Here is a 25,310-nt window from a genome sequence, read left to right as displayed (position 1 = left end):
AGTGCATTCATTCTAGAGATTCGTCATTCCTGCGCAGGCAGGAATCTACTCAAGGCTTGGTGCAGGCTTAAAATCTAAATAGTAAAAACCTGATAATCCTTCAACTCAGGAATCTTTTTGTGAAGCTGTTGCTCTTCCTCAGCAACATCATTTAGTGAGTCGCAATAATCCTTAGCTTGTTTTTGAAGAGACTCAGATTGCTGCTCTAGCGTGCCCGACATACGCTCTTTGAGTTCATTATACTGCTTAGACAGTTCTGTCAGATTTAGGCTACCTTCTTGCTGCATCTTTTCTTGAAGTGCAGTGAATGCGCTACTCATAAATTCTTTGTTGAACACTTCTTTTGCTTTCGCTAGGTCCTGCTCCCAGTTATCCATAAACGAGCTAAACGCATCTGACTGTAAAACAAACTCATCACCTTGCTGGTAACGCGATTGAACATCGGCAAAAAACTCAGCGAGTGCGGTCTTAACATTATTGAACGCTTCGGAGTCATCAAAACTTGCGGCAACATCATCGATAAGATCGTTGGTAATGGCTAAACCACTTGCCGCTAGCTCTTTTGCTTTAGGTACATAGGTGTTCATGTTCTCTCGATAGCTATCGAGCGCTTTTTGCTGAGCTGAATCTAGGGTAACTTGCTCACCATTGATAAACAGGTTGTTGTTTTCATCAATCAGCACGCGAGACGAGGCAGCATCGTTAACCACTTCGACTTGTTCACCATTTAAATGAACTTCATTCTTTATATCTACTCCACACTGCCCTAACGCATAGGCATTAGGAACGGTGAAAAATAGGCTCGTAGCAACAATACCAAAACGGGTTTTAATGTTCATTTGATGTCCCTTCCCTACTAGCAAATTGAGATAATATCATAGCCGCGGCGCTGGTCTCCGATGAGGACACTAACCTCATCGTCTACAACACCGCCTTTAAGCGCTTTACCCAGAGGTGAGTGCGGTGTCACTACCACCACGCTTTCGTTAGCTAGCCTAGCGCCACCTGCTGTAGGCAACAGAAAATAGTAGCTGTGTTCTTCATTGACGTCTTCTAACTCGACCAATGCCCCCAAAGATATTGCACTATCACTGGTAAAATCATTCAACGAAAACGCCTTTAGCGTTGAGATGTCGCGCCTTATTTCTTCTAATCGCATCGCTTGTCCGTGGGCAAGATAAGACGCCTCTAATGCTAGCGTGTCGTATTTATGCTCAGGCACCGTTTCTTCGTTCGTCGCCGCATCTACTGTCTGCTCCATCGCAGAGTTTAAGGTGGTGATTTGCTGTTCGAGCTGTTCAATGAGTTCGTCAATGAGTACCTGCTTATCCATGTTTCTCCTACTCGGCATATCGAGACAAATTAAACTCGCTCACTATATCGAGCCGTGGGTTGCCACGCAAACAATCGATGGTTAGTCACTGGAATTTACTCAAACATCGTCAATTGGCGTGCATTTTCGAGAGGCTCTAACATGACGCTTAAGCCCAAAAGGCGAATTTCACGCCCATTTTGCCGTTCAAGAACTTCACGCAATAGATCTTTAAAGTATTCGAGATCGAGCTGATTATGGACATGCTCAATGGTGGTCAGTTTGAAGTCAGCGAACTTCACTTTGATGCCTTGTTTGATAACGTTACGTTTCGGCTGTGCTCTCTCTAGACGCTGTTTCAGCTCTGGGAAAAGCTTGTTTTCAATCACTTGCCAGCATTCATCGTACTGGCTGATGTTTTGAGAAAAGGTTCTTTCGACACCTATCGATTTACGCTCTCGTTCTACTACAACCTCGCGCTCATCTATCCCGTGGCTTTTTTTCCACAGCGACGCCCCCATACGACCAAATTTCATGATTAACTCTCGATAATCACTGGTACGCACGTCGTGGCAGGTAAATAGCCCGGCGTTATTAAGCTTCTCTAGGCTCACCTTTCCCACACCAGGTATCTTGCCGAGATCGAGACCATCGACAACCTCTTGTACCTTGTCAGGAGGAATAACGCACTGACCATTTGGCTTATTCAAATCCGATGCGATTTTGGCGAGAAACTTTAGCGGTGCAACGCCCGCCGAAGCCGTTAATTGGAGTTCATTCCAAATATCATTGCGAATACTCTGTGCGATACGAGTTGCTGAATTTTGGCAGTGTAGAGACTCGGTGACATCCAAGTAGGCTTCATCAAGGGAAAGCGGTTCAATAAGCGAAGTATAACGAGAGAAGATCTCTCGAATGTGTTTGGAGGTCTCTTTGTATACCTCCATTCTTCCTGGAACCAACAGCAAGTTCGGACACAATTTGAGTGCTTGCGCAGTCGGCATCGCAGAGCGAACACCAAATTTGCGCGCTTCATAATTGCAGGTACTGATCACGCCTCGCTGACGTTCACTGCCGCCTACAGCCAGTGGTTTGCCACGATAATGTGGATTGTCACGCATCTCTACGGCTGCGTAAAAGCAATCCATATCTACATGAATAAATTTTCGAATGGAATCGGACACGGCTTATTGAACTGTTTATTTATACAGTTAAAGTATACGCCGTTTTGTTCATCAGACCAACAAAAAAGACCAGAGGGTTACTCTGGTCTTTGCTGTTAATTCTATGCCGAACTCGGATTACGCGATGCGATCTTTTTCCCAAGCTGCAAGCTTCTCCGCACGAGCTTGCTCACGCGCTTCACGCTTTTTACGTGCATCACACGGCTCTGGGCAGTTACACACTTTATCTATGCTTAGCGCACCTAGGCCACCACAGCTGCCTTTTACGACTTTCTTTTGGAAGATGTAGCCAACCGACATTGCAACAATAACGGTTAGAAAAATTCCGAAGGTAATTAGAAATGTACTCATATTGGTCACCCGTTATTTGTTTAGGTAAGGCTTAAATGCTTCTGAAGCAATCTCGTTAAAGCCATCTTCTGTTTTTACAATAATAAGTGCAGGAATGCTATGTTGCTCTGCTACTTGTAATGCTTTCTCTTCACCCAACACCATCAAACCCGTCGCAAGACCGTCTGCCGTCATTGACGACTTATCCAATACCGTGACTGAAACCACCTTATTATTGATTGGCTTACCCGTTGATGGATCGATGATGTGTGAGTAGCGCACACCTTCTTTTTCGAAGTAATTGCGATAATCACCTGATGTGGCAATCGCCATATCGCCAGGCTCAATGATTTCTTGAACACTGCGCTCGTCGATAGATGGTTTCTCAATGGCGATACGCCATTTTACACCTTCACGATTGAGGCCTTTAAGGCGCATCTCACCACCTACCTCAACCATGTAATCTTCAATACCTACGCGATCAAGGTAATCAGCAAGAACATCCACACCCCAGCCTTTCGCAATCGTCGACAAATCGACATAAAGACCGTGCAGATCTTTCTTCAATGTTGTATCCGTCGCTGATAGGTGTTGAATACCTGTCTGAGCTTTACGCTTGGCTAATTCCTCGTCAGAAGGCACGACTTCTGGGCGAGCTTCAGGGCCAAAACCCCATAAGTTGACCAAAGGACCAACCGTCACATCCAGCGCGCCTAACGTCACTTCATTCAGTCTGATGGCTTCTTTTACCACAATCGCCGTTTGCTTAGACACAGGAAACGATTCTGTGCCGAAAAAGCGGTTAAAGCGGCTCAGCTCTGAATCTTGTCGATAGGTCGACATCTGGTCATTGACTTGTTCAAGCAAGCGATTAATTTCCGCCTGAATTTTCTCAGGTTTTGGACCATTATCAACCGTAATGTACTTCACGTTGTATATGGTGCCCATCGTCGGACCGCTCAAGTGCACTTGTTCACGACTGTTGCCGCAAGCCGTCAGTACAAAAGCTGCGAACAAACTGACAACGATAACCTTTAACTGTTTGGTTAGATGAAACATGCCTTTACTCACCTAATGAATTTAAAAATACTCACGTTTACAACATCTTGAATGATGTTCCTGTAAAAGAAAGCACTCTTTATTTTGCTCAATTTCTAAAAACAAATGGCCAGCTCACATGAGCCAGCCATGTTCATTACTTCAAGGAAGATTAACCACCGAAGTCATCTAGAAGGATGTTTTCATCCTCTACACCAAGATCTTTCAGCATGCCGATTACAGCCGCGTTCATCATTGGTGGACCACACATGTAGTATTCACAATCTTCTGGCGCTTCGTGATCTTTGAGGTAGTTCTCATAGATTACGTTATGGATGAAACCTGTGTAACCATCCCAGTTATCTTCTGGCATTGGGTCAGACAGTGCAACGTGCCACTGGAAGTTGTCGTTTTCAGCTTGTAGGCCATCGAAATCTTCCACGTAGAACATTTCGCGACGAGAACGAGCACCATACCAGAATGACATCTTACGCTTAGACTTCAGACGCTTAAGTTGGTCAAAGATGTGCGAACGCATTGGTGCCATACCAGCACCACCACCGATGAAGACCATCTCGTTGTCAGTATCTTTCGCGAAGAACTCACCAAATGGACCAGAGATCGTACACTTATCACCTTCTTTCAGTGACCAGATGAACGAAGACATGATACCAGGTGGTACATCAGGATTATTAGGCGGCGGCGTAGCGATACGCACGTTCAGCATAATAATGCCTTCTTCTTCTGGGTAGTTAGCCATTGAGTATGCACGAATGCACTCTTCGTTAACGACTGACTCGTAGCGGAACAGGTTAAACTTGTCCCAATCTTCACGGTACTCTTCTGGTACGTCGAAGTCAGAGTATTTAACGTGGTGAGCAGGTGCTTCAATCTGGATGTAACCACCAGCACGGAAAGGTACTGATTCGCCATCTGGGATTTGTAGCTTAAGCTCTTTGATGAATGTCGCTTTGTTATCGTTAGAGATAACAGTACATTCCCACTTCTTAACGCCGAAGATCTCTTCTGGAAGCTCGATGTCCATGTCAGTCTTCATTGCTACCTGACACGCTAGACGCTCACCTTCACGCGCTTCACCTTTTGAGATATGGTCAAGCTCAGTTGGTAGAATGTCACCACCGCCAGATTTCACTTTTACTCGACACTGACCACAAGAGCCACCGCCACCACAAGCAGATGATACGAATACGCCAGCGCCAGCTAGTGCATTCAATAATTTGCCACCTGGTTGTGTGGTGATCGCGAGATCAGGGTTTTCGTTTACAGAGATCGTGATGTCGCCTGTTGGTACTAGCTTAGATTTGGCGAACAAAATCACCAAAACTAGGGCTAGAACAATCAGCGTAAACATCACTACACCTAGAATAATGTCCATTGACTATTCCTTATACCTTACAGTTGAACACCAGAGAATGACATGAAGCCCAGTGCCATCAGACCTACCGTGATGAACGTGATACCAAGACCACGAAGACCAGGAGGAACGTCAGAGTACTTCATCTTCTCACGGATACCTGCTAGCGCAACGATAGCTAGCATCCAACCCACACCAGAACCAAAACCGTACACGACAGATTCTGCAAAGTTGTAATCACGTTGTACCATGAATGATACGCCACCAAAGATCGCACAGTTCACCGTGATTAGCGGTAGGAAGATACCCAGTGCGTTATACAAAGGTGGGAAGAAGCGGTCTAGTACCATCTCAAGGATCTGTACTAGTGCTGCGATTACACCGATAAAGGTAATAAAGTTTAGAAAGCTAAGGTCGACACCTGCCACCAATGCATTTTCTTTAAGAACTAGGTTGTAAAGCAGGTTGTTCACCGGTACTGCCACTGTCAGTACAACGATAACCGCAACACCTAGACCGAAAGAGGTCTTAACCTTTTTCGATACCGCTAGGAATGTACACATACCTAGGAAGAAAGAAAGCGCAAGGTTTTCGATGAAAATCGACTTAACCATTAAGCTAATATAATGTTCCATGACAGCCTTACTCCTTCGCTTCTACTTGTTCTGGCCTAATTGTACGAATTGCCCAGATCAGGAAGCCGATTAGGAAGAACGCAGAAGGCGCTAGCAGCATCATGCCGTTTGGCTGATACCAACCACCGTTACTTACTAGCGGAAGTACTTCCAGACCGAATAGCTTGCCTGAACCAAACAGTTCACGGAAGAAGCCAACAGTAATAAGAACGAAGCCATAGCCTAGACCGTTACCAATACCGTCGATAAGCGATGGTAGTGGCGCAGACTTCATAGCAAATGCTTCCGCACGACCCATTACGATACAGTTAGTAATGATTAGACCAACGAATACCGAAAGCTGCTTAGAGATATCGTAAAGGTACGCTTTCAGGATTTGGTCAACAACGATTACCAAAGATGCAATGATCGCCATCTGTACGATGATACGAACGCTATTTGGGATATGGTTACGAATTAGAGATACGAAGAAGTTAGACAGTGCAGTAACGAAAATTACCGCCAGCGTCATAACAAATGCTGTCTCTAGTTTTGTGGTTACTGCTAGAGCAGAACACACACCAAGAACTTGAAGAGCGATCGGGTTGTTATCCAACACCGGTGCCATCAGGCTCTTCTTCATTTCTTTAGCATCAGCCATTAGTTCAGACCTCCGTCACGAACTTTAGCTAGGAATGGACCAAAGCCCATGTCACCCAACCAGAAGTCAAACGTACCTTGAACGCCGTTACCTGTCAGTGTTGCACCAGATAGACCGTCAACACCGTGCTCAGAACCTTCAGGTGCGCCACCTTTCACGATTGCAATCGCTGGCTTGAAGTTTTCATCAAACAGTTTCTTGCCAACAAACTGTGCACGCCAAGATGGGTTTTCGATTTCGCCACCCAATCCAGGAGTTTCACCTTGCTCGTAGTATGTAATACCGTTCACAGTATTACCGTCTGTTTGAACCGCAACAAACGCGTACATCATAGACCATAGACCTGTACCGTGTACTGGTAGGATAATGCTGCTCACTTCACCGTCTTGCTTAACTAGGTACACAGTACCAACGTTTGCACGACGAAGAATCTTAGCAAAATCTTGGTCAGCTGTAAGACGGATAGACTCAGATGGGTCTTTTGCCGCTTTACGTTGATCGTAGCTGTTTGCGTCGCTGCCATCTGGCGCCGTATCAACAAACTCACCAGTGTTGAAGTCAACAAGACGAGGCTCAATGTACTGGCTGTAAAGCTCAGCAACTGTACCTTCCGCTTCGATACCCGCTACTTCAATGATTTTCGACTGTTTATCTAGAACCGCGTTCGCGCGTTGCTTGTCACGCAGACCTACTGCTGCAAGCGATACAACGATTGAGCACACTAAGCTCAACGCGATAACAACAAACAGCGTCTTTTTAATGCTATCGTTATTACTTGCCATAGCGAGCTTCTCTCCGTTTGATGTTCTTCTCGATCACAAAGTGGTCGAATAGAGGTGCGAACAGGTTAGCAAATAGAATTGCTAGCATCATACCTTCTGGGTAAGCCGGGTTGACTACACGAATCATGACACACATTGCGCCAATCAAAATGCCGTATGCCCATTTACCATTATTAGTGAACGATGCCGAAACTGGGTCTGTTGCCATGAAGAACATACCGAATGCAAAACCACCTAGTACTAGGTGCCAGTGCCAAGGCATAGCAAACAGAGCATTTGTGTCAGAACCAACAACATTAAACAGAGTTGCTACTGCAACCATGCCGATCATTACACCGGCGATGATGCGCCAAGACGCAATACCCATGTAAACGATCATTGCCGCACCAATCATAAGTGCTAGCGTTGAAACTTCACCAATCGAACCTGGGATGTTACCTATGAACGCGTCCATCCAAGAGATTGTTTGGCCAGTGATGTTGTTGATTAGTGCGCCTTCGCCACCTTGTGCCCATTGGCTAAGAGCCGTAGCACCTGAGTAGCCGTCAGCTGCAACCCATACTAAGTCACCCGAGATTTGCGCTGGGTAAGCGAAGAATAGGAAAGCACGGCCAGCAAGCGCTGGGTTAAGGAAGTTACGACCAGTACCACCAAAGATTTCTTTAGCAACAACAACACCAAAGGTAATACCCAGTGCTGCTTGCCAAAGTGGAAGTGTTGGCGGAACGATCAATGCGAAAAGAATAGAAGTAACAAAGAAACCTTCGTTAACTTCGTGCTTACGCACCATACAGAACAACACTTCCCAGAAACCACCAACAATAAACACTGTTGCGTAGATAGGTAGGAAGTAAGTTGCACCCAAGATCATCTTACTGCCCCAACCCGCGTCGGTGCCCAGCGTGCCGCCAAGACCTTGAGTTAGCCAGTAGTGCCAGTTGCCATCGATAACACCCGCTAGCTCTGCGCCAGTGTAAAGATGGTTAAGTGCCATAACCGCTTGGTTACCCGCGTTGTACATACCCCAGAACATTGCTGGGAATACTGCGAACCAAACCATGATCATGATGCGTTTTAGGTCAACGCTATCACGGACATGCGAGCTGCGCTTCGTTACAAGACCTGGCGTGTAGAATAGCGTTGCCGCTGCTTCGTACAGTGCAAACCATTTTTCATGTTTGCCACCTGGCTCAAAATGATGCTCGATATCCTCAATGAATTTCTTAAGCATGGGATTACCCTTCCTTCTCAATCTTGTCTAGGCACTCACGAAGGAGTTGACCGTATTCGTACTTACCTGGACAAACAAAGGTGCATAGCGCCAAGTCTTCTTCATCTAGTTCAAGAGCACCAAGACGCTGAGCGCTGTCTTGATCGCCTGCACATAGGTCACGAAGTAATAGCGTTGGCTCCATATCAAGTGGCATTACTTTTTCGTAGTTGCCGATTGGAACCATTGCACGATCACTACCATTGGTTGTGGTTGTCATGTTGAACAACTGACCTTTGAATAGGTGACCAAGGAATGATTTAGTGATTGAGAACTTGTTCTTACCAGGCATCGCCCAGCCAAACAGCTCTTTGTCACGACCTTCACGAAGTACAGAAACTTGCTGGTGATAACGACCTAGGTAGGCGTGTGGACCAGTAGCATGTGTACCAGAAAGAACAGAACCAGAAATGATTCGAACTTCACCAGGCATCAACTCGTTATCCGTTACGTCTTCTAGGCTAGCGCCAAGCTGTGTTCTAACCAAGCGAGGGTTATTCACAACTGGGCCTGCAAGAGACACAACACGATCCGTGTACAATTCACCCGTGGTGAAAAGCTTACCGAATGCAATCACATCTTGATAATTGATGCTCCAAGCAACGCTGTTCGCGTTAACTGGATATAGGAAATGCATGTGAGTGCCCACAAGACCCGCTGGGTGCGGACCGTTGAAGACATGCTCTTCGACATTGGATTGAGTTGAGCGAGGAAGACTAGTGCCTGTTTTGCAGACATACACTTTACCGTCTGTCAGTTTCGACAGTAGGTCAAGACCTGCAACAAACGCGTCTTTTTGCTCGTTGATAATCAATTCAGGCTCTGCTGCTAGTGGATTAGTATCCATAGCATTCACGAAAATCGCTTGAGTCGTAGAATCGATCGCCGGAACCTTGCTGAACGGACGAGTACGCAATGCAGTCCACATACCAGACTCAACCAGTTGAGTTTTGATCACATCGCGATCAAGACCCGCTAGTTGGTCAGCTGTGTAGCTATCGAAAGTAACTTGCTCGTCACCTGCCACTTCAATCACGACGGATTGTAGGACACGTTTCGCGCCACGGTTAACTTCAATAACCTTACCGCTTGCTGGAGAAGTAAATTTAACACCTGGGTTCTTCTTGTCTTCAAAAACAACCTGGCCTTTCTTCACTTCATCACCCACGCGAACATGCATCGTTGGACGCATACCCACGTACTCTTCGCCAAGCAAGGCGACTTTAGTGATGGACTTACCATCATTAATCACCTGGGAAGGAGTTCCTGCGATAGGAAGATCCAAGCCCTTCTTTATTGTAATCATACGCACTTGCACTACTTTTATCGGGAAAAAGATTCTTTTAATTTGCGTAACATTTAGACACGACATTGAGTGTCTGGCTTTGGCTTTTTAAAGACCAAAGCAGCAACATCACTTTAACAATCTCGTCATAGAATCGATGCGAGATTTTTCTGGTGCGGTAGTTTAGCATCTTTTACAAAGGGGATGCCATGACGAATCCCAGCTATAGCGTCATTATTTCGAAACTTTTGCTACATCTGGGGTTGTGAATATGTATAACTTTGACCGATCGCACAAAGCACTATTAACGCTATTAAAAATAAGCGATTAGCTCATTCACATCCTGACACATTCTCTGTTAACAAAAACACATAACATTATATGTTGACACGCTGTTAATAATTTACCCCTAAAGAGGTATGCATTTATTAGCCATTCCTACAAGGATAGACAGCGTTTATCAGTCTTTCCTGACTTTGTTACTCAAAGGTGTGTTAGCCGCACTGGTAAAACTGTTTCTTTGTTACTTGCCACCACCAGCGCAATTCGGGCTGGCTGGTGCTAATTGATTTTCTTGTGTCCACTCTTCGGGTGTATAGGTGTGGATCGCTAACGCATGAACAGGTCCTGCTAGCTCGTCGGCTAGAACCGTATTGACCTTACGATGTCGCGATATCAGACGCTCATTAGCAAATACGTCACTGACGACAATCACCTTAAAGTGACTCTCTGAGTCCGGTGGTACGTTATGCATATTACTTTCATTGCGAACATCAAGATGTGTTGGATGGAAAGCTTGATGGAGCTTTTGCTCGATGGCTTGTTGAATCATCTTACTTCCTTGGGTATTTACCGACTTTTATTTTTATATAGTCGGTAAAGTATATACTTTACTTAATCAATAATCTCCCCTTAAATGACTTTCTGCTTGGCGGAACCACTGGGATTTTGTCAAAATACAACCATTGTCACCAAATCAAGAAATTATGAAAACAGAACTTAACCTCTTGGAACGCAGCTACTCACTTTTTCGCTACCCAAAGCTTGCTAATGAGCAACTGCAAGCGTGGGATGCTGGCGACGAATACTTGATTCAGCACGTCGAAGACCTCGCGTTACCTAGCTCATCCAACATATTGATCCTCAATGACAGTTTTGGAGCCTTGAGTTGCTGGTTTTCTGATAAACACAATGTGACAACGGTGACCGACTCCTTTATCTCTACACAAGGAATCCTAAGTAACCTCGCGAATAACCAAGTTGATGGTGTAAAGCTATTACGCTCTACCGATGCCTTACCGGAAGACATCGATATTGTTCTAATGCAAATACCTCGCAACAACCGCTATCTCACATGGCAGCTAAACCAGTTAGCACAAACGTATGGAGACCGTTGTCAGCTCATCGCAGTGAACAAAGCAAAAGAGATCCATACCTCTACACTCAAGCTGTTCGAAAAGTTTGGTGGCACCACCACAACATCGCTGGCATGGAAAAAGCATCGTCTAGTGTTTACTGCACTATCTAAAAAAAGTGGAACTGCTATAGACGAATACACAAGCTGGCAAGTACCCGAGCATGGGTTATCTCTAGCCAACCTACCTAACGTGTATTCTGGAGAAAGTCTCGACTTGGGCGCTCGCTTCATCCTAGAGCATCTCTCTGCGCTCGACGCTAATAGCAAGGATGTTGTCGACCTTGGCTGTGGTAATGGCGTGCTTTCTTTGAAGTTAAAGAAGACATTTCCGCAAGCACGAATCACCGCTGTAGATGAAAGCTACATGGCAACGGCTTCAGCGAAAAACAATTTTGAGATAAACCAGTTGCCAGATTCTGATTGCCAATTTATCACCAACAACTGTCTTGATGGGTTCAATGCTGAATCTCAAGACCTGGTGGTCTGCAACCCTCCTTTTCATCAGCAGCAAGCGGTCACCGACCATATCGCTTGGCAGATGTTCTGTGATGCAAAGCATGTTCTTCGCTCTCAAGGGGAATTAATGGTTATCGGTAATCGTCACCTGGGCTACGATAAAAAATTGGCACGTCTATTTGGCAAGCATAACGTTAAGCGTGTAGCTTCCAACGCCAAATTTGTTATTTTACAGGCAACTAAGTAAAGTTTGGGTCATAGTTGCCCTATACAAATCGTGCACGAAATAAGAATTAGATATGATGCGGTGCAGGCACGTTTCGCGTCGACCGCAGCAAAGATAAAAGCTTAAGAAAATTTAGAGTGTGAAAAGGAATCATTAATGAAAAAGCTCGTTTTAGCGGCTTCCGTCGTTTTGCTTGCCGCATGTGCAAGCCCTCAACAAGAACAAGTGAACTTTGCTCCAAAAGCGACAACAAGCGCCGCTAAGGTCGTAGAAAACAAGTCGATGTCTTTATCGAGCAAAGATGTCCGAACTGCGCAATATGTTGCTCTGCTTGATAACGGTCGCTCTAACATCACACCAGTCCACACTCGTCAGAATCTTCGTATCGGCATTGAGAATGCGCTCGTAAATCAATTCTCATCTCAAGGTTTCCAAGTGACTGTCAACAGTGAAAACGCACTGAACGTAGAAGTGCAAGAAGCGCTGGTGTCTGTAAAACACACCGTTATGGAAAATGACATGACCGCGAACGTTGTTCTGGAGCTGACGGCAGAAAATGCAAAAGGTAAGTTAGTAAAGACCTATACTGGAACAGCGAATCGTTCTGGTTTGATGAGCGCATCTAATGATGACATCGAAACAGTACTAAATGACACCGTCAACTTGGTACTTAAAGAAATTGCCAATGATAAAGAACTTCAAGATTACATGAAGGAGCGTTTCTAATGCTTAGATCAATTGTCGCAACCCTTGCTCTAGTCGCCACCAGCGTGTTTGCTGGACCTAAGGTTGAAGTCGAAACCAACCTTGGTAGCTTTGTTATCGAACTCAATCAAGAGCAAGCACCGATTAGTGTCGAGAACTTTTTGAAGTACGTGGATGATGGCAGCTACGTGAACAGCCAATTTCATCGAGTTATTCCGGGCTTTATGGCACAAGGCGGTGGTTTTGACAAAGAGTTCAAGCGCCTTCCGACTTACTCACCAATTGAGAATGAAGCCTCAAATGGCCTAGATAACGACACAGCGACGATCGCTATGGCACGCACCCGCGATCCAAACTCGGCTACTCGCCAATTCTTTATCAACTTTGTCGATAACGACTTTCTTAATTACAGCGTGACCAACCCAGGATACGCGGTGTTTGGTAAAGTTGTTGAAGGGTTCGACGTAGTTCAGAAGATGGGACAAAAGCCAACTCGCAGCACGCGTGGCATGAGCGATGTACCTTTGGACCCTATCATTATCACTAAAGTAGAACGACTAGCAGATTAATCCCTAACAAACGAGAGAGGCATGCCTCTCTCGTTTGTTTCTTACCTGCTTTTCCCCACCTGCCAAACTCACAAGGAGCCCGTACGTGGAACAAAAAATGACCTGGCTGGACACAGTCAAAAGCTACTGGGACAAAAGACTGCTTTGGGTCTTTATGATGGGCTGCTCAAGCGGCTTCCCATGGGTGCTGATTGGCTCCAACATGTCTGGCTGGCTCAAAGACGCAGGGCTCACTCGTGCAGCTATCGGCTATTTTGGCTCCGTATTTGCCGTCTACGCAATTAACTTCCTTTGGGCTCCCTTAGTCGACAGGGTTAAACTTCCCCTACTTCACCGCTCTCTTGGACAGCGCAGAAGTTGGATATTCTTGTGCCAAAGCTTCATTTTAGTCGGCACACTGTTTATTGCCGGCGTCAACCCAGCCGAAAACTTGATGTTCACATCGATGCTGGCGTTATGTATTGCGATTTCTTCCGCTACGCAAGACATCGCGATTGACGCATTTCGTATTGATACCTTCCCAAAATCAGAGTCAAACAAACTACCTCAAGCCTCTGCAATGGCAGTGATTGGATGGTGGACTGGTTATTCATTGCCTGGCTACTTAGCGTTTATCAACGCGGACTCAATGGGTTGGAATGGCGTTTACTATGGTATGGCGGGTATCGTCGTCATTTTGATGCTGTTCACTCTGCTCGTGGGCGAGCCAAAAACTGATCGTGAAGCGCTGCAAGCTGCCGCAGAAGCGCGCCACAGTAAAGTGGTATCAAATCGAGTGACTAGCTGGTTATCAGTAACCGTCGTGGAGCCTTTCTTGGACTTCTTCCGCCGCAACGGTGTACAAGTCGCAATCACGTTATTGTTATTTGTTTTCTTGTTTAAGATTGGCGAAGCCTTCCTTGGGCGCATGTCGATTACCTTCTACAAAGAGATTGGTTTCAGCAACGAGCAGATTGGCTACTACTCCAAACTCATCGGCTGGGGTGCAACGATCGCCTTTACACTACTAGGCAGTATGGTTAACGTCAGATTCGGTATCGTTAAGGGGTTGATGATAGGTGGTATCGCGATGAGTGCGAGTAACCTGATGTTTGCTTGGATTGCGAAAGTGGGCCCGAGTGAGCAATTGTTCTTAGCGACTATCATCGTTGATAACTTCACAACCGCATTCTCAACTGTGGCATTTGTTTCCTTCCTCACCGTTTTGACGGGGCAAGCCTTCTCTGCCACTCAATATGCATTATTGGCTTCCTTGGGTAACTTCGGACGAACAACCCTAGCGTCATTTAGTGGAGAAATGGTGGACGCGCTCAATGATTGGAGTTTGTTCTTCATCATCACATCTCTGATGGTGATACCGAGCCTAATGATGCTCTACTCACTGCGTCACTATTTCAGCGACCTACTCGACAAAGCGAAACACAGCGACGAATCTGTAGCACCAGAAACTAAAACGGAAAGCTCCAACTAAGAAAAGCCCGCAATTGCGGGCTTTTTTATACAGCGAATCTTACGGGTACATCCCTTTACCAAATCGGTTAAAGATACGTGCCACACCCTGAGTGAATATCATTGGCTCGGTCAGAATCGATAAACACAAGCAATCTTGCGAAGCCGATGTTTGCGGGGCGTGCTTCGTCTCACCGTCTTCTCGGATGAAATCACCCTCTGCGTAAAAGCCATTTTCATCGCTAAAGCTGCCGTGAAGCACGAGAGTCGATTCAAAACCTTTGTGAGTATGTTGAGGCACCTGAACCCCCTCACTGATATAAAGTAGGCTCACCTTGCAGTCTTCATCCAGGTCTATATTGGATGTAAACACTTTGCCCCCGTAACTCTTCCACTCGCCCATTCGCTCCACGAAGGGTTTGAGTGTTGCGGGAACTTTGAATGTCTTGCCGTTCACCTCAATCGAAGCGGCGGTGCGCGCTCTCGGTTGACTGTAATCCGCGTCTAACGTTGTGATGTCGTTCATCATGTTCTCGAACACCAACGCTAGCTCATTGTCGGAAATGGCGCCCTCAGTACCGGTCGCAACCAAATCGTCGGCAGCCTCTTCCTCGAACTTGGCCACAAGTTGACGGCAGTGAGAGCATGTTTCTAAATGCGTTGCAACAGCAGCAGCATGAGCTGAATCAATGTCGCCCGTTGCAAATTGCTTGAGTAATTCTTGTTCTGGGTGGTAGCTCATACTATTCCGCCTCCATTGAATGTCTTAATTTTTCTACTGCAAGTCTGAGACGGGACTTCACGGTCCCCAGTGGTATGTCGAACATATCGGCGACCTGCTGGTGCGGTAACTCTTCTAAATAGACGGCTCTTACCACTTCCCTTTGAGCCTTGGGTAGCTCTTCCATGAACTTCAATATCTGCTCCTTGAGTCGATCAGTCTCTGGAGAATAATGCTCGACAAAGTCTGGTGGACAGTAATCCGTTGGCCAGATATCGTCGGCATGCACGTGTAGCTCTTTGCCTTTTTGCTTTCTCAGCATGTCGAAGCAAAGATTCCTAGCTATGGTATAAATCCAAGTTGATAGAGAGCTTTTGCTCCCGTCAAACAGATGCGCTTTTTGCCAAACCGTAGCCATAGTCTCTTGAACCATCTCTATAGCGACTTGCTCATTCCCCATGTGCTTGAACGTAAACTGCTTTAACCTAGGGGAAAAGTAACTGAACACAGTGGCGAAGGCGCGCTTGTCACGCTGCTTTATCTTCTCCATACACTCTGCCCACTCTTGCTTGGTGAGCGCTTCTGGACTCTCTACTATCATGCTTATGTCCCTTGGATTGAAATGCCGTATTGCTCCATAACCTTACATTTTACGCCATAAACTTTGTTAGCGATCACCGCGAGTTACGCTTAATGTCGCGTTTCTTCTTCAATGTCGCCGGCTTTGAACGCCTGAGCCAAAAAATCGACCGCCACAGAGCAATCGGGTTGCGTCACTAAGTGCTCAAAGTGGTTACAATCTAAGGGTAACACCTCTAGCCAGCGCTGGCTTACCCAGGCCGCATCGTCGAAAAAGCGGTGCAGGTATAACTCACCGATCTGCGGGAATTTCTTGTAGACATCTTGCAAACGCTCCCCGAGGAACTGATTTTCATCACTGAGCTCTGCCGTCTCCCAACCTTCTAACCAATCTACGGTCGCTTGCCTTAACCCATCGTCATCGGCTTCAACGTGCTTTACTCGAAACTTCTTGATGCCAGACACGGTTATGCCCAACATGCCGTCATCCAATGTCTCGAAATCAACGATACTTACAAACGTTCCCACCGCAGAAACATTTTTAGGCACCGCACCTGCATCGCTACTAATTAGACAGACACCGAATCCTGATTCTCGTTTCAGACATTCAGTCACCATGCGTTTATAGCGTGGTTCAAATATCCTCAAACGCATCTTCCCTTCTGGCAGCACCACCGAACGCAGTGGAAAAAGCATTATCTGTTTCATTTTCATTCCCTTTTTAACTACAGATGCTTCTACGCCCATCAAAAACAAACCGATCAGCAGGACTTTGTTAACTAGATAGATCAGTTGTTAACCATTCACAACACAAAATTGACTGTTTTGTGTACGTTTTATAGAAGTTCCCTTGAACCTTCTTTATTTGTGATATCTATCACAAACTTTAGTAAACGTTTGCGATGTTGCACATTTACTTTGCGACACAAATCGCTATCATGCCCACCCATCGGATGAATTCGCACGGAAAGCGATCAATTTACAGTACAACTTGAAGAGTAGTTCTCACTATGCGCAAATCACTTTTAGCTCTTGGCGTTGTTGCAGCAGTATCTGCAGTGCCAGCTTCAGCAGAATATCTATACGGTTTTGGTGGTGTTTATCTTGATCACCAGAGCTGGAACCACGGTCCTAACGCTATCCAAGATGGCCAAGACGGTAAAGGTCGTAACCAATTCGTTCTAGGTATCGAAGGTGGTGCAGGTTTCACTTGGGGTGAGCTATACGGTTTTTACGATCGTGAGAGCGTAGAGAAAAACTCTTCTGAGCAGAAGAACTCTTTTAAAGGTTCTGCTCACGTTTATCTTGGTGACACTGGCGTTTCTCTATACGGCCAGGTTTACCACCACGACAACCCATTCCAGAGCGAAACTAACCGCGTTCTAGGTCTTGGCTACACTGCGCTTTCAGGTGACAACTGGTTCTTCAAGCCATGGGTTGGTGTTCATGACATCACTTCTTGGGATTCATTCTCTCCAAACCAGAATGTGAACGGTAACAACGGTTACATGGCTGGTTGGACAGCGCGCTACGCGTTCAATCTAGGTGGTCAAAACTTCTCATTCGTTAACTGGAACGAGATCGAGTTCGACCGCAATGACGAGTACGCTCAAAACCAAGGCGGTAAAAACGGTCTTAACGGTGCATTGCTATTCAACTGGCACGCAACTGAGCACCTAACTGCTGCTATTCAATACCGTTACTTCAACAACAAACTTGGTGTATACGGTTCATCAGGTAGCAACCAACAACACTACGGTGACGCTATCATCTACCGTCTACAGTACAACTTCTAATTCTCTTCGTATTAGATGTTCGAAAAAATGGCGCTCAGGCGCCATTTTTTGTACCTAAAAATCACGTACTAAGCTTTCGACCAACCTAGCTAAGTTTGCTATCCTTCTCGCTTCACTCATTACTCGTAGATAATTGTGAACATTACCATTCTAGGTCCTGGTGCCGTTGGTTCCTTGTACGCTTACAAACTTCATCTCGCTGGCCATGCTGTTTCTCTGTGGGGACGCACACCGTCTCAAAAAATCGAAATAACTCTCGGTGATGGGGAAAACATAGCATTCAATAATCAGAGCCTTGAAGATCTAAAACACTGTGATCTTTTGATTGTTACCTTAAAGGCCTGGCAGGTACAAAGCGCGCTTCTGCCGTTGCTGACTCATCTCGATAATGACGCTATTATCCTGTTTTTGCACAATGGAATGGGCACGGTCGATACGCTTGCAGATGAACTGACCGAGCGACCTGTACTACTGGGTACCAGCACACACGGTGCTCTCAAGGTGAATACCAATGCCGTTCACCACACAGGAAACGGGCAAACACTCATTGGCGCTTGGAACCAAAAAGGTCAGCAGTGCCAGTTTGTCGCTGAGGTCTTTGACCATGCTTTTTCACCAACGCATTGGCATAGCAATATCCAGCAAGCGCTATGGACTAAACTGGTCATCAACTGTGCCATCAATCCATTGACCGCAATACTTGACTGTCGCAATGGTCAACTAACGAACGAAGAGTACCGAGCACAGCTAACTGGTATCGTTGATGAAGCCGTTTTTTGCGCGAACTTTGATGGGGTCAAGTTAGAGGCATCTACGATGCTCGACACCGTTGTGAATGTGGCACAATCTACGGCACAAAACTACTCGTCTATGCACCAAGACATTTATAATAAAAGACAAAGTGAAATCGATTTTATCAACGGTTATGTGGTCAATATTGCTGCAAAAAACAAAATCGATGTACCGAATAACTTATCTCTGTATCAAAAAATTAAGCAAATAGAAGCGAGCTGGAGTCATCATGACTAAAAAGGTACTTGTCCCTATCGCCCCAGGCACAGAAGAAATGGAAGCCATTACCATTATCGATATTATGGTGCGCGCTGGTTTTGAGGTTACCGTAGCTAGCGCCGACTTTGATGGCGCATTAACGATGAAAGCCTCTCGAGGAGTAACCCTAACCGCTGACTGTAAATTAGTTGATGTGGCCGACGATGAGTTCGATGTTATCGCATTGCCCGGTGGCGTCGGCGGTTCTGAAGTGTTTCGTGACAGCACACTACTAGTCGAGATGGTTCGCCAGCACAAGTACGATGGAAAACTCATGGCAGCTATTTGCGCCGCGCCTGCTCTTGTTCTGCAGCACCATAAGCTTTACCCAGATGCCTTGATGACTTGCCACCCAAGTTTCAAATCCCATGTCCCTGAAAACCGTTGGCGTGACAAGCGCGTCACCATGGACATCAACCACAACCTGATTACCAGTCAGGGTCCGGGTACGGCACTTGAGTTCGCCGTCGAAATCATTATCGCCCTTTGCGGCAAAGAAAAAGCCTGGGAAGTGGCTGAGCCTATGGTGACTAACCCAACCCTGCATTACCACAAGATGGGAAAAAGCGATGCTTGATATGCAGTCTATCCGCGCTCAGTTTCCGGCTATCGACGGAGAAACTGTCTATCTAGATAGCGCAGCCACCACTCAAAAGCCACAAGTCGTCATTGATTGCATCACTGACTACTATCGCAATCAAAATGCCAATGTCCATCGAGGCTCTCACTCACTAACAGCGATGGCGACAACACGATTTGAGAATGCTCGCGAGGCAGTTGCTCGCTTTATCAACGCTGACAGTGCTAAAGAGATCATCTGGACGCGTGGCGCAACCGAAGCCCTGAACCTCATCGCTCAAACGTATGCGCGCAGCACACTCAAGCCGGGTGATGAGATTCTGGTGTCTGAAATGGAGCATCACGCGAACATCGTCCCTTGGCAGATTGTGGCTGAGCAGACAGGTGCGAAAGTAGTAAAAGTGCCTATCGGCGAGCAGTGCCAGTTTGACTTAACAGCATTTGACTCACTGATTAATAGCAATACCAAAATTGTCGCTGTCGCACAGGTGACCAACGTAACCGGTACTGCCCTGCCAATCAAAGATATCGTCGCCATGACTCGTGCCAAGTGTCAGGCGATTGTGATCGTCGATGGCGCTCAAGGCATCGTCCACCAGCCAACAGATGTTCAAGATCTCGATGCGGATTTTTACGTTTTCTCTGGACACAAGCTCTACGCACCTGCGGGTATTGGCGTCCTTTACGGAAAACTCGCCATCCTCGAAGCGATGCCGCCCTGGCATGGCGGCGGTAAGATGGTTGAAAAAGTCTCGTTTGAAGGCACAACATTCAGTCAGCTTCCAGGGAAGTTTGAGGCCGGCACGCCAAATGTTGCCGGAGCACTAGCGCTTGCTTGTTCGATAGAATGGCTTGATCAATATCCTTATAGTGAACTCGAGCAGCATATTCATCAGCTTCAACAGCTCGCTTTCGATGGCTTAAGTCAACTCGACGACATAGAGATCATCGGTTTTCAACCCGGAGCAAGCGTCATCACCTTTGTCATGGATGGTGTTCATCATCAAGATTTGGCGACGCTGCTGGATCAACAAAACATTGCCGTGCGCGCAGGTCACCACTGTGCTCACCCGTTGATGGATGCGCTTGGGGTAAAAGGTACCGTTCGCGCCTCTTTTGCTATCTACAACTCGGTGGAAGACGTTGAGAGATTTGTCGCAGCAGTAAAGAAAGCCGTCGATATGCTCTAGACGTATCATTTAACGGAATACAAAAAACGGTGAGCACCCGAGGCGTTCACCGTTTTTTTATTGGTATTGTAAGCGCTAGAGTTCGCTCATTGCTCGCTCGCGAATGGTTGCCACGATGGCTTGCAGACCATTGCCTCGAGATGGGCTGAGGTGATTAATAAGATTTAGTTGCTCGAAGTAGTGTGGCAAATCAAATTCAGCGATTTGCTGTGACGTTTTACCATTAAACGCGGCAAGAACAATCGCAATCAAACCACGAACGATACGTGCATCAGAGTCAGCTTGAATGTCCCAGTGTCCATTGTCACAGTTAAGCACCAACCATACTGAGCTTTCACACCCCGATACCAGCACCTTTTCTTGCTTTAAAGCCTCTTCCATGACAGGAAGCTTCTTACCCCACTGGATAACCTGACGATAGCGATCTTCCCAACCTTTCAGCTCTGCCATTACAGCAACAACATCTTCAGCGTGAATATCAGTACCAAACGGATTGCTTGCCATAATCAGTCCTTACTTCGCTGCGTATTTTTGAAGAATTTTTTCTACGATGCGAGACACCGCGACAAAACCAAAGGTCGCTGTCACCACGGTAGCCGCGCCGAATCCACTCGCACAATCCATACGCTTGGGTCCTTCAGCGGTTGATTTCACACCACACACGCTGCCATCCGCTTGTGGGTATTTCAGCTGCTCTGTTGAAAATACGCAATCAATGCCAAACTTTCGAGCGGGGTTCTTGCTGAAGTTATGATGACGTCGCAAGGTATCTTTGAGCTTTTTCGCTAATGGGTCTTGAATCGTCTTGGTTAAATCCGCGACCATGATCTGAGTCGGATCAACCTGTCCACCCGCACCACCAGTAGTGATCACCTTGATCTTATTGCTGCGGCAATACGCCAGCAAAGCCGCCTTGGGTTTGATGCTGTCAATCGCATCCAACACATAGTCGAAATCTTTAGAGATATACTCAGCAACGTTATCCGGCGTGATAAAGTCATCGACCAGATTCACTTTGCACTCAGGATTGATAAGTTTGACTCGCTCAGCCATCACTTCAATCTTGCTTTGGCCCACCGTACCCGACATCGCATGGATCTGACGGTTAATATTGGTGACACAGACGTCATCCATATCGATGAGTGTTAGCTCTCCAATCCCCGTACGCGCCAATGCTTCTACCGCCCACGATCCAACCCCACCAATACCGACAACACAGACATGTGCCGCTCGTAAGATATCGACCTCGCTGTGACCATAAAGTCGACGAGTGCCACCAAAGCGTTGGTTATAGCTGTCAGAGGCTGGTTGGTTCAGTTCGCGCATGGGTTACCTTGCATTTTCCGAGTAAAAAAGAAGAGTGCGATTTATACGCACTCTTTTAGAAAAGATCAACTACGGCAGAGACTCCAGACGCTAATTCGTCGCAGGGTCAGCCTGAGGGGATTGGGTTTCTTCTGAATCGCCCCAAGGATTTTCCGTTGCCGAGTTCTCAAGCCCTAACTTCCATACTCTGCCAAAGTGTTTGTAGTGCCCCGCCTGAGTGCCAGCAAAATCGCCTATGCCGTGGTAAAGGTCAAAGTGATTGCCTTTAACGGCACCACCGGTATCGAGAACAATCAGCAATCTCAGCTCATGTGCACCGCTCCATGTTCCATCTGCATTTAACAAAGGAACCTCAGCTAGGATTGGCGTCCCCATTGGAAACGCAGAGCGATCGCCCGCGACCGACGCCATCGGCAATAAAGGAATGCCTGCAGTGCCGCGCACTGGAGCAGCGTCTAATGACTTAAAGAATACAAACGACGAGTTTTCCTCGAGTAGTGCTTGTACCGTTTTTTCATCTTGCTTCATCACCCAATCTTTGATCGCTTTGAGTGACATCTGCTCTCTTGGCACTTCTCCACGTTCGATAAGCACTCGACCAATGCTCACATACGCTTTGTTGTTCTTACCTGCGTAAGCGAAATACTCCAGCGTGTCGTCATCACCAAAGTGTACAAAGCCACTGCCTTGCACCTCCATGATGAATGGGTCGATAAGATTGTCTGCATAGCCAAGTTCTAACCCTTGACCATTGAGCGCACCACCATAGATTTCAGCGCGCGTTGGACACTCTTGTTGGCAATCTGGAAGTGAATAAACTGGGTACTTGAAGGTTTCATCAGGTTTGTGTCTAAGCTCCATAACCGGTGAAAAATAACCGGTAAACAGCACATTGCCTTTATTATCTCCACCGCCTAATTGAGCAGCTTGTACACCATAGTTAGCAAGTTGCTTGGGATCGCCGCTTTGAACCGCCCAGGCTTCAAGCTGTTCATAGAGTGGCTGATAGGTTTCCGCCATCGAAGGAGAGGCTTTGACCACCTCATCGGCTTGCGCAGCAAAGGTTTGAAAATTACGAGGCTTGTTGGATTCAATCTGCTCGGTTTTATTGAGAAGGCTAGTGAACTCTCCGTCCTGATATTGCTGCGCTCGTTCTGTTTGCGCACAACCAAAAACCAGTAAAACGGAAGCTAGAGGCAAAATACGTTTGATCAAGTTAGTCATTCCTTATGTATCGTGCTTTCAGAATGGCAAACTCTATAATAAATCGCAATAAAACCGAGGGTTATCTCAGGTCTTTTTTGTGTTTTCCTGACAAAACAAACGTGGGCTTGTAGTGCGCTGGTGACAGTTGGCGAATTTCTGTCTTGTTTCTATCGAGAAACTGATAACGATATTCAGTGACGCCAACGTTAAACCAAAGCTCTGATGAAGACACCTCAAATGACGTTGCCACAACTCTGTTGTTGATCACCACCCGATTTTCTCGGAGCTCAAACGACTCCCTGGCAAACGGAGCGACATCTTTCTCCTGCCACAAACCATACACCGCCGCTTTAGGGTTAATCTGTTGATGAACGCGACCAAATAGATCCTGATACAGGCCAACCACTGCAAAAGTCCCCACCAGCGCGAGCAAGATTAATGTTCGCTCCAGCCATTTATTGGGTTTGACTGCGCTCTTTTGAGCGACATTCACGTTCACGCCGCTGACAATACTACTCTCTTTGCCGTCACTCATAATCTGCCTTCTTGTGCTTCCTTACTCATATTGTCACCTATGGTTTGCATGAGCAACCTCATCTCAACGCTTAATCAAAATTTTCCTTGCACGTCCTTGAATAAAAAGTCATTATTTCAACATAAATAATCTAAGAGTAATTATTGTGAAGATCCGTAGTACCGCCTTAGTAAAAGGATTTCGGCAGTCCACTCCATACGTTAATGCACACCGCAACAAAACCATGGTTATAATGCTGGGCGGTGAAGCATTCACTGACAAAAACTTCACGAATATTGTGAGCGATATTGCATTGCTGCACAGCCTTGGTGTCAAACTGATATTGGTACACGGCGCTCGCCCTCAAATTAATCAACTACTCGAGAACAACGATTGCCATTGCCCTTATCACAAAGGGATTCGAGTCACGACGGAGAAGTGTCTCGACTACGTTATGCAGGCCACGGGACGTCTTCAACTTGATATCACCGCACGCCTCTCTATGAGCCTCAATAACACCCCAATGGCGGGCAATCAACTTAACGTGGTCAGCGGCAACTTCGTTATTGCTCAACCGCTGGGCGTCGATGATGGCATCGACTATTGCCACAGCGGTCGTGTTCGCCGTATCGATATTCAAGGCATTAACCAAGTTCTCGACCAGGGCTCTATCGTGCTGCTAGGGCCTGTGGCTGGCTCCGTGACCGGAGAAACCTTTAACCTTCTCTCTGAAGAAGTGGCGACCCAAGTCGCGATCAAATTAAATGCTGATAAACTGATTGGCTTTTGCTCTGAGCAAGGTGTACTTGATGAAGCAGGCAATGCCATTGCTGAGCTGTTTCCAAGCGAAGTCAATGAGCTTATTGAGAAATTTGAAGCCAATGAACTTGCTGACGAAGGTCAAAGCAGTGGTACGCTGCGCTTTCTGCGCGGTGCGCAGTCTGCGTGCCGAGCGGGTATTCCACGTTGCCACCTGATCAGTTACAAAATTGACGGAGCCCTTATCCAAGAACTCTTCTCTATCGATGGTATCGGTACTCAAATCGTCATGGCGAGCGCTGAGCAAGTCAGACAAGCCGATATTGATGATATCGGCGGCATCTTTGAACTCATTAGGCCGCTCGAGGAAAAAGGGATACTGGTCCGCCGCTCTAGAGAACAACTCGAGCAAGAGATACACCAATTCACCATCATAGAAAAAGATGGCTTAGTGATTGGCTGCGCCGCCCTCTACCCTTATCTGCAAGAGAAAATGGCAGAGATGGCCTGCGTTGCCATTCACCCCGACTATCGTGATGGTAACCGAGGCGTATTATTACTTAACCATATGAAGCAGCAGTCAAAAATGAAGGGGATAGAGCATATCTTCGTGCTCACCACTCATAGCTTGCACTGGTTTAGGGAACAAGGCTTCTTTGAGGTGGGCGTGGAGTCGCTGCCGATGGCGAAACAGGACTTATACAATTTGCAGCGTCGCTCGAAAATCCTTTCAGTTACCGTGTAGTAAATTGCGCTCAGATTCCATTGATGACGACTATTGGTTGTATGAAATCGATTGCTGTCATTAATTGGCACAAATTGTTTTACAACTCGCCAATAACTGTCTAAAATTCGCCCAAGTTACAGCAGTAAGTGTGACAGGACTCCCAAAAAGCAACAAGCTGGCGGGCAGTGCA

28 protein-coding genes are annotated in these 25,310 nt (G+C 46.5%); 9 read left to right on the top strand and 19 right to left on the bottom strand.

Going from position 1 to position 25,310, the window contains the following annotated elements:
* Positions 1-74 precede the first annotated feature (74 nt).
* The 12 genes from LY387_RS03825 to LY387_RS03770 all read right to left on the bottom strand — a co-directional run bounded on the left by LY387_RS03825 (position 75) and on the right by LY387_RS03770 (position 10,683).
* Positions 75-839, bottom strand: coding sequence for a YggN family protein (locus LY387_RS03825; RefSeq protein ID WP_234495377.1), 765 nt, complete (start codon positions 837-839; stop codon positions 75-77).
* 17 nt (positions 840-856) lie between these two features.
* Positions 857-1,333 (bottom strand): GreA/GreB family elongation factor, encoded by a 477-nt coding sequence (locus LY387_RS03820; protein WP_234495376.1) that lies wholly within the window; start codon positions 1,331-1,333, stop codon positions 857-859.
* A gap of 95 nt (positions 1,334-1,428) precedes the next feature.
* Positions 1,429-2,496, bottom strand: coding sequence for a DNA polymerase IV (gene dinB, locus LY387_RS03815; protein WP_234495375.1), 1,068 nt, complete (start codon positions 2,494-2,496; stop codon positions 1,429-1,431).
* 117 nt (positions 2,497-2,613) lie between these two features.
* A complete protein-coding gene (nqrM, locus tag LY387_RS03810; RefSeq protein WP_234495374.1) occupies positions 2,614-2,847 on the bottom strand; it encodes a (Na+)-NQR maturation NqrM in 234 nt (77 codons plus the stop codon).
* 12 nt (positions 2,848-2,859) lie between these two features.
* Positions 2,860-3,885 carry an FAD:protein FMN transferase gene (locus LY387_RS03805; RefSeq protein ID WP_128649986.1) on the bottom strand — a complete coding sequence of 342 codons (1,026 nt, stop codon included), beginning with the start codon at positions 3,883-3,885 and terminating at the stop codon, positions 2,860-2,862.
* Between the two features lie 151 nt (positions 3,886-4,036).
* Complete coding sequence (nqrF, locus tag LY387_RS03800; RefSeq protein ID WP_112478264.1) at positions 4,037-5,260, bottom strand: NADH:ubiquinone reductase (Na(+)-transporting) subunit F; 1,224 nt, start codon at positions 5,258-5,260, stop codon at positions 4,037-4,039.
* Between the two features lie 17 nt (positions 5,261-5,277).
* Positions 5,278-5,874: an NADH:ubiquinone reductase (Na(+)-transporting) subunit E gene (gene nqrE / locus LY387_RS03795; RefSeq protein ID WP_042477581.1), complete on the bottom strand. Its 597-nt coding sequence runs from the start codon at positions 5,872-5,874 to the stop codon at positions 5,278-5,280.
* 7 nt (positions 5,875-5,881) lie between these two features.
* A complete protein-coding gene (locus LY387_RS03790) occupies positions 5,882-6,514 on the bottom strand; it encodes an NADH:ubiquinone reductase (Na(+)-transporting) subunit D (RefSeq protein WP_128649987.1) in 633 nt (210 codons plus the stop codon).
* Positions 6,514-7,296, bottom strand: coding sequence for a Na(+)-translocating NADH-quinone reductase subunit C (locus LY387_RS03785; RefSeq protein ID WP_112478265.1), 783 nt, complete (start codon positions 7,294-7,296; stop codon positions 6,514-6,516). Before LY387_RS03785 ends, LY387_RS03790 begins: the two co-directional genes overlap by 1 nt.
* On the bottom strand, positions 7,286-8,527 hold the full coding sequence (locus LY387_RS03780) for an NADH:ubiquinone reductase (Na(+)-transporting) subunit B (RefSeq protein ID WP_234495373.1): 1,242 nt from the start codon (positions 8,525-8,527) through the stop codon (positions 7,286-7,288). The genes LY387_RS03785 and LY387_RS03780 overlap by 11 nt, the downstream gene beginning before the upstream one ends.
* A 4-nt stretch (positions 8,528-8,531) precedes the next feature.
* Complete coding sequence (locus LY387_RS03775; RefSeq protein WP_128649988.1) at positions 8,532-9,872, bottom strand: Na(+)-translocating NADH-quinone reductase subunit A; 1,341 nt, start codon at positions 9,870-9,872, stop codon at positions 8,532-8,534.
* 502 nt (positions 9,873-10,374) lie between these two features.
* Positions 10,375-10,683: a BolA/IbaG family iron-sulfur metabolism protein gene (locus tag LY387_RS03770; RefSeq protein WP_234495372.1), complete on the bottom strand. Its 309-nt coding sequence runs from the start codon at positions 10,681-10,683 to the stop codon at positions 10,375-10,377.
* Between the two features lie 154 nt (positions 10,684-10,837).
* Here LY387_RS03770 and LY387_RS03765 point away from each other — a divergent pair, with 154 nt between their 5' ends.
* The 4 genes from LY387_RS03765 to LY387_RS03750 all read left to right on the top strand — a co-directional run bounded on the left by LY387_RS03765 (position 10,838) and on the right by LY387_RS03750 (position 14,695).
* Positions 10,838-11,971, top strand: a complete 1,134-nt coding sequence (locus tag LY387_RS03765) for a methyltransferase (protein WP_234495371.1) — start codon at positions 10,838-10,840, stop codon at positions 11,969-11,971.
* A 135-nt stretch (positions 11,972-12,106) separates the two neighbouring features.
* The gene (locus tag LY387_RS03760) at positions 12,107-12,676 is read left to right on the top strand and encodes a YajG family lipoprotein (RefSeq protein WP_128649989.1); all 570 of its coding nucleotides are present in this window, start codon (positions 12,107-12,109) and stop codon (positions 12,674-12,676) included.
* Positions 12,676-13,224, top strand: a complete 549-nt coding sequence (locus LY387_RS03755; RefSeq protein WP_128649990.1) for a peptidylprolyl isomerase — start codon at positions 12,676-12,678, stop codon at positions 13,222-13,224. Before LY387_RS03760 ends, LY387_RS03755 begins: the two co-directional genes overlap by 1 nt.
* Before the next feature lie 97 nt (positions 13,225-13,321).
* Complete coding sequence (locus LY387_RS03750; RefSeq protein WP_234496048.1) at positions 13,322-14,695, top strand: AmpG family muropeptide MFS transporter; 1,374 nt, start codon at positions 13,322-13,324, stop codon at positions 14,693-14,695.
* A gap of 39 nt (positions 14,696-14,734) precedes the next feature.
* Here the strand turns inward: LY387_RS03750 and LY387_RS03745 are convergent, their stop codons facing one another.
* The 3 genes from LY387_RS03745 to LY387_RS03735 all read right to left on the bottom strand — a co-directional run bounded on the left by LY387_RS03745 (position 14,735) and on the right by LY387_RS03735 (position 16,681).
* Positions 14,735-15,415, bottom strand: coding sequence for a ChrR family anti-sigma-E factor (locus LY387_RS03745; RefSeq protein WP_234495370.1), 681 nt, complete (start codon positions 15,413-15,415; stop codon positions 14,735-14,737).
* A 1-nt stretch (position 15,416) separates the two neighbouring features.
* Entirely contained in the window at positions 15,417-15,995 is a 579-nt protein-coding gene (locus tag LY387_RS03740; protein ID WP_234495369.1) for an RNA polymerase sigma factor, read from the bottom strand.
* An 89-nt stretch (positions 15,996-16,084) separates the two neighbouring features.
* Positions 16,085-16,681: an LON peptidase substrate-binding domain-containing protein gene (locus LY387_RS03735; protein WP_234495368.1), complete on the bottom strand. Its 597-nt coding sequence runs from the start codon at positions 16,679-16,681 to the stop codon at positions 16,085-16,087.
* A gap of 302 nt (positions 16,682-16,983) precedes the next feature.
* On the opposite strand from LY387_RS03735, the gene LY387_RS03730 reads away from it, so the two are divergent.
* The 4 genes from LY387_RS03730 (at position 16,984) to csdA (ending at position 20,588) form a co-directional block, all read left to right on the top strand.
* Positions 16,984-17,769 carry an outer membrane protein OmpK gene (locus LY387_RS03730; RefSeq protein ID WP_234495367.1) on the top strand — a complete coding sequence of 262 codons (786 nt, stop codon included), beginning with the start codon at positions 16,984-16,986 and terminating at the stop codon, positions 17,767-17,769.
* Positions 17,770-17,904: 135 nt separating this feature from the next.
* Positions 17,905-18,798, top strand: a complete 894-nt coding sequence (panE, locus tag LY387_RS03725) for a 2-dehydropantoate 2-reductase (RefSeq protein ID WP_234495366.1) — start codon at positions 17,905-17,907, stop codon at positions 18,796-18,798.
* Positions 18,791-19,396, top strand: coding sequence for a DJ-1 family glyoxalase III (locus tag LY387_RS03720; RefSeq protein WP_234495365.1), 606 nt, complete (start codon positions 18,791-18,793; stop codon positions 19,394-19,396). Before panE ends, LY387_RS03720 begins: the two co-directional genes overlap by 8 nt.
* Positions 19,389-20,588: a cysteine desulfurase CsdA gene (csdA, locus tag LY387_RS03715; protein ID WP_234495364.1), complete on the top strand. Its 1,200-nt coding sequence runs from the start codon at positions 19,389-19,391 to the stop codon at positions 20,586-20,588. Before LY387_RS03720 ends, csdA begins: the two co-directional genes overlap by 8 nt.
* A 75-nt stretch (positions 20,589-20,663) precedes the next feature.
* Here csdA and csdE read toward each other — a convergent pair whose 3' ends face one another.
* The 4 genes from csdE to LY387_RS03695 all read right to left on the bottom strand — a co-directional run bounded on the left by csdE (position 20,664) and on the right by LY387_RS03695 (position 23,655).
* Positions 20,664-21,092 (bottom strand): cysteine desulfurase sulfur acceptor subunit CsdE, encoded by a 429-nt coding sequence (gene csdE / locus LY387_RS03710; RefSeq protein WP_234495363.1) that lies wholly within the window; start codon positions 21,090-21,092, stop codon positions 20,664-20,666.
* Between the two features lie 9 nt (positions 21,093-21,101).
* A complete protein-coding gene (tcdA, locus tag LY387_RS03705; protein WP_128649994.1) occupies positions 21,102-21,914 on the bottom strand; it encodes a tRNA cyclic N6-threonylcarbamoyladenosine(37) synthase TcdA in 813 nt (270 codons plus the stop codon).
* A 90-nt stretch (positions 21,915-22,004) separates the two neighbouring features.
* Complete coding sequence (gene mltA / locus LY387_RS03700) at positions 22,005-23,129, bottom strand: murein transglycosylase A (protein ID WP_234495362.1); 1,125 nt, start codon at positions 23,127-23,129, stop codon at positions 22,005-22,007.
* A gap of 70 nt (positions 23,130-23,199) precedes the next feature.
* Positions 23,200-23,655: a DUF2850 domain-containing protein gene (locus LY387_RS03695; protein WP_234495361.1), complete on the bottom strand. Its 456-nt coding sequence runs from the start codon at positions 23,653-23,655 to the stop codon at positions 23,200-23,202.
* A gap of 145 nt (positions 23,656-23,800) precedes the next feature.
* Here LY387_RS03695 and argA point away from each other — a divergent pair, with 145 nt between their 5' ends.
* Positions 23,801-25,138, top strand: coding sequence for an amino-acid N-acetyltransferase (gene argA / locus LY387_RS03690; RefSeq protein WP_042477546.1), 1,338 nt, complete (start codon positions 23,801-23,803; stop codon positions 25,136-25,138).
* The last annotated feature ends 172 nt before the right edge of the window (positions 25,139-25,310 follow it).

The organism is Vibrio maritimus (genome assembly GCF_021441885.1).
Lineage (GTDB): Bacteria > Pseudomonadota > Gammaproteobacteria > Enterobacterales > Vibrionaceae > Vibrio > Vibrio maritimus_B.
Note: the sequence above shows the minus strand (reverse complement) of the source record. Positions and strands in the feature narration are given on the sequence as shown.

Coding starts and splice junctions, on each gene's coding strand:
- LY387_RS03825 (WP_234495377.1), bottom strand. CDS start 839: ATGAACATTAAAACCCGTTTTGGTATTGTTGCTACGAGCCTATTTTTC.
- LY387_RS03820 (WP_234495376.1), bottom strand. CDS start 1,333: ATGGATAAGCAGGTACTCATTGACGAACTCATTGAACAGCTCGAACAG.
- nqrM (WP_234495374.1), bottom strand. CDS start 2,847: ATGAGTACATTTCTAATTACCTTCGGAATTTTTCTAACCGTTATTGTT.
- LY387_RS03805 (WP_128649986.1), bottom strand. CDS start 3,885: ATGTTTCATCTAACCAAACAGTTAAAGGTTATCGTTGTCAGTTTGTTC.
- nqrF (WP_112478264.1), bottom strand. CDS start 5,260: ATGGACATTATTCTAGGTGTAGTGATGTTTACGCTGATTGTTCTAGCC.
- nqrE (WP_042477581.1), bottom strand. CDS start 5,874: ATGGAACATTATATTAGCTTAATGGTTAAGTCGATTTTCATCGAAAAC.
- LY387_RS03790 (WP_128649987.1), bottom strand. CDS start 6,514: ATGGCTGATGCTAAAGAAATGAAGAAGAGCCTGATGGCACCGGTGTTG.
- LY387_RS03785 (WP_112478265.1), bottom strand. CDS start 7,296: ATGGCAAGTAATAACGATAGCATTAAAAAGACGCTGTTTGTTGTTATC.
- LY387_RS03780 (WP_234495373.1), bottom strand. CDS start 8,527: ATGCTTAAGAAATTCATTGAGGATATCGAGCATCATTTTGAGCCAGGT.
- LY387_RS03775 (WP_128649988.1), bottom strand. CDS start 9,872: ATGATTACAATAAAGAAGGGCTTGGATCTTCCTATCGCAGGAACTCCT.
- LY387_RS03770 (WP_234495372.1), bottom strand. CDS start 10,683: ATGATTCAACAAGCCATCGAGCAAAAGCTCCATCAAGCTTTCCATCCA.
- LY387_RS03765 (WP_234495371.1), top strand. CDS start 10,838: ATGAAAACAGAACTTAACCTCTTGGAACGCAGCTACTCACTTTTTCGC.
- LY387_RS03760 (WP_128649989.1), top strand. CDS start 12,107: ATGAAAAAGCTCGTTTTAGCGGCTTCCGTCGTTTTGCTTGCCGCATGT.
- LY387_RS03755 (WP_128649990.1), top strand. CDS start 12,676: ATGCTTAGATCAATTGTCGCAACCCTTGCTCTAGTCGCCACCAGCGTG.
- LY387_RS03750 (WP_234496048.1), top strand. CDS start 13,322: ATGACCTGGCTGGACACAGTCAAAAGCTACTGGGACAAAAGACTGCTT.
- LY387_RS03745 (WP_234495370.1), bottom strand. CDS start 15,415: ATGAGCTACCACCCAGAACAAGAATTACTCAAGCAATTTGCAACGGGC.
- LY387_RS03740 (WP_234495369.1), bottom strand. CDS start 15,995: ATGATAGTAGAGAGTCCAGAAGCGCTCACCAAGCAAGAGTGGGCAGAG.
- LY387_RS03735 (WP_234495368.1), bottom strand. CDS start 16,681: ATGAAACAGATAATGCTTTTTCCACTGCGTTCGGTGGTGCTGCCAGAA.
- LY387_RS03730 (WP_234495367.1), top strand. CDS start 16,984: ATGCGCAAATCACTTTTAGCTCTTGGCGTTGTTGCAGCAGTATCTGCA.
- LY387_RS03720 (WP_234495365.1), top strand. CDS start 18,791: ATGACTAAAAAGGTACTTGTCCCTATCGCCCCAGGCACAGAAGAAATG.
- csdA (WP_234495364.1), top strand. CDS start 19,389: ATGCTTGATATGCAGTCTATCCGCGCTCAGTTTCCGGCTATCGACGGA.
- csdE (WP_234495363.1), bottom strand. CDS start 21,092: ATGGCAAGCAATCCGTTTGGTACTGATATTCACGCTGAAGATGTTGTT.
- tcdA (WP_128649994.1), bottom strand. CDS start 21,914: ATGCGCGAACTGAACCAACCAGCCTCTGACAGCTATAACCAACGCTTT.
- LY387_RS03695 (WP_234495361.1), bottom strand. CDS start 23,655: ATGAGTGACGGCAAAGAGAGTAGTATTGTCAGCGGCGTGAACGTGAAT.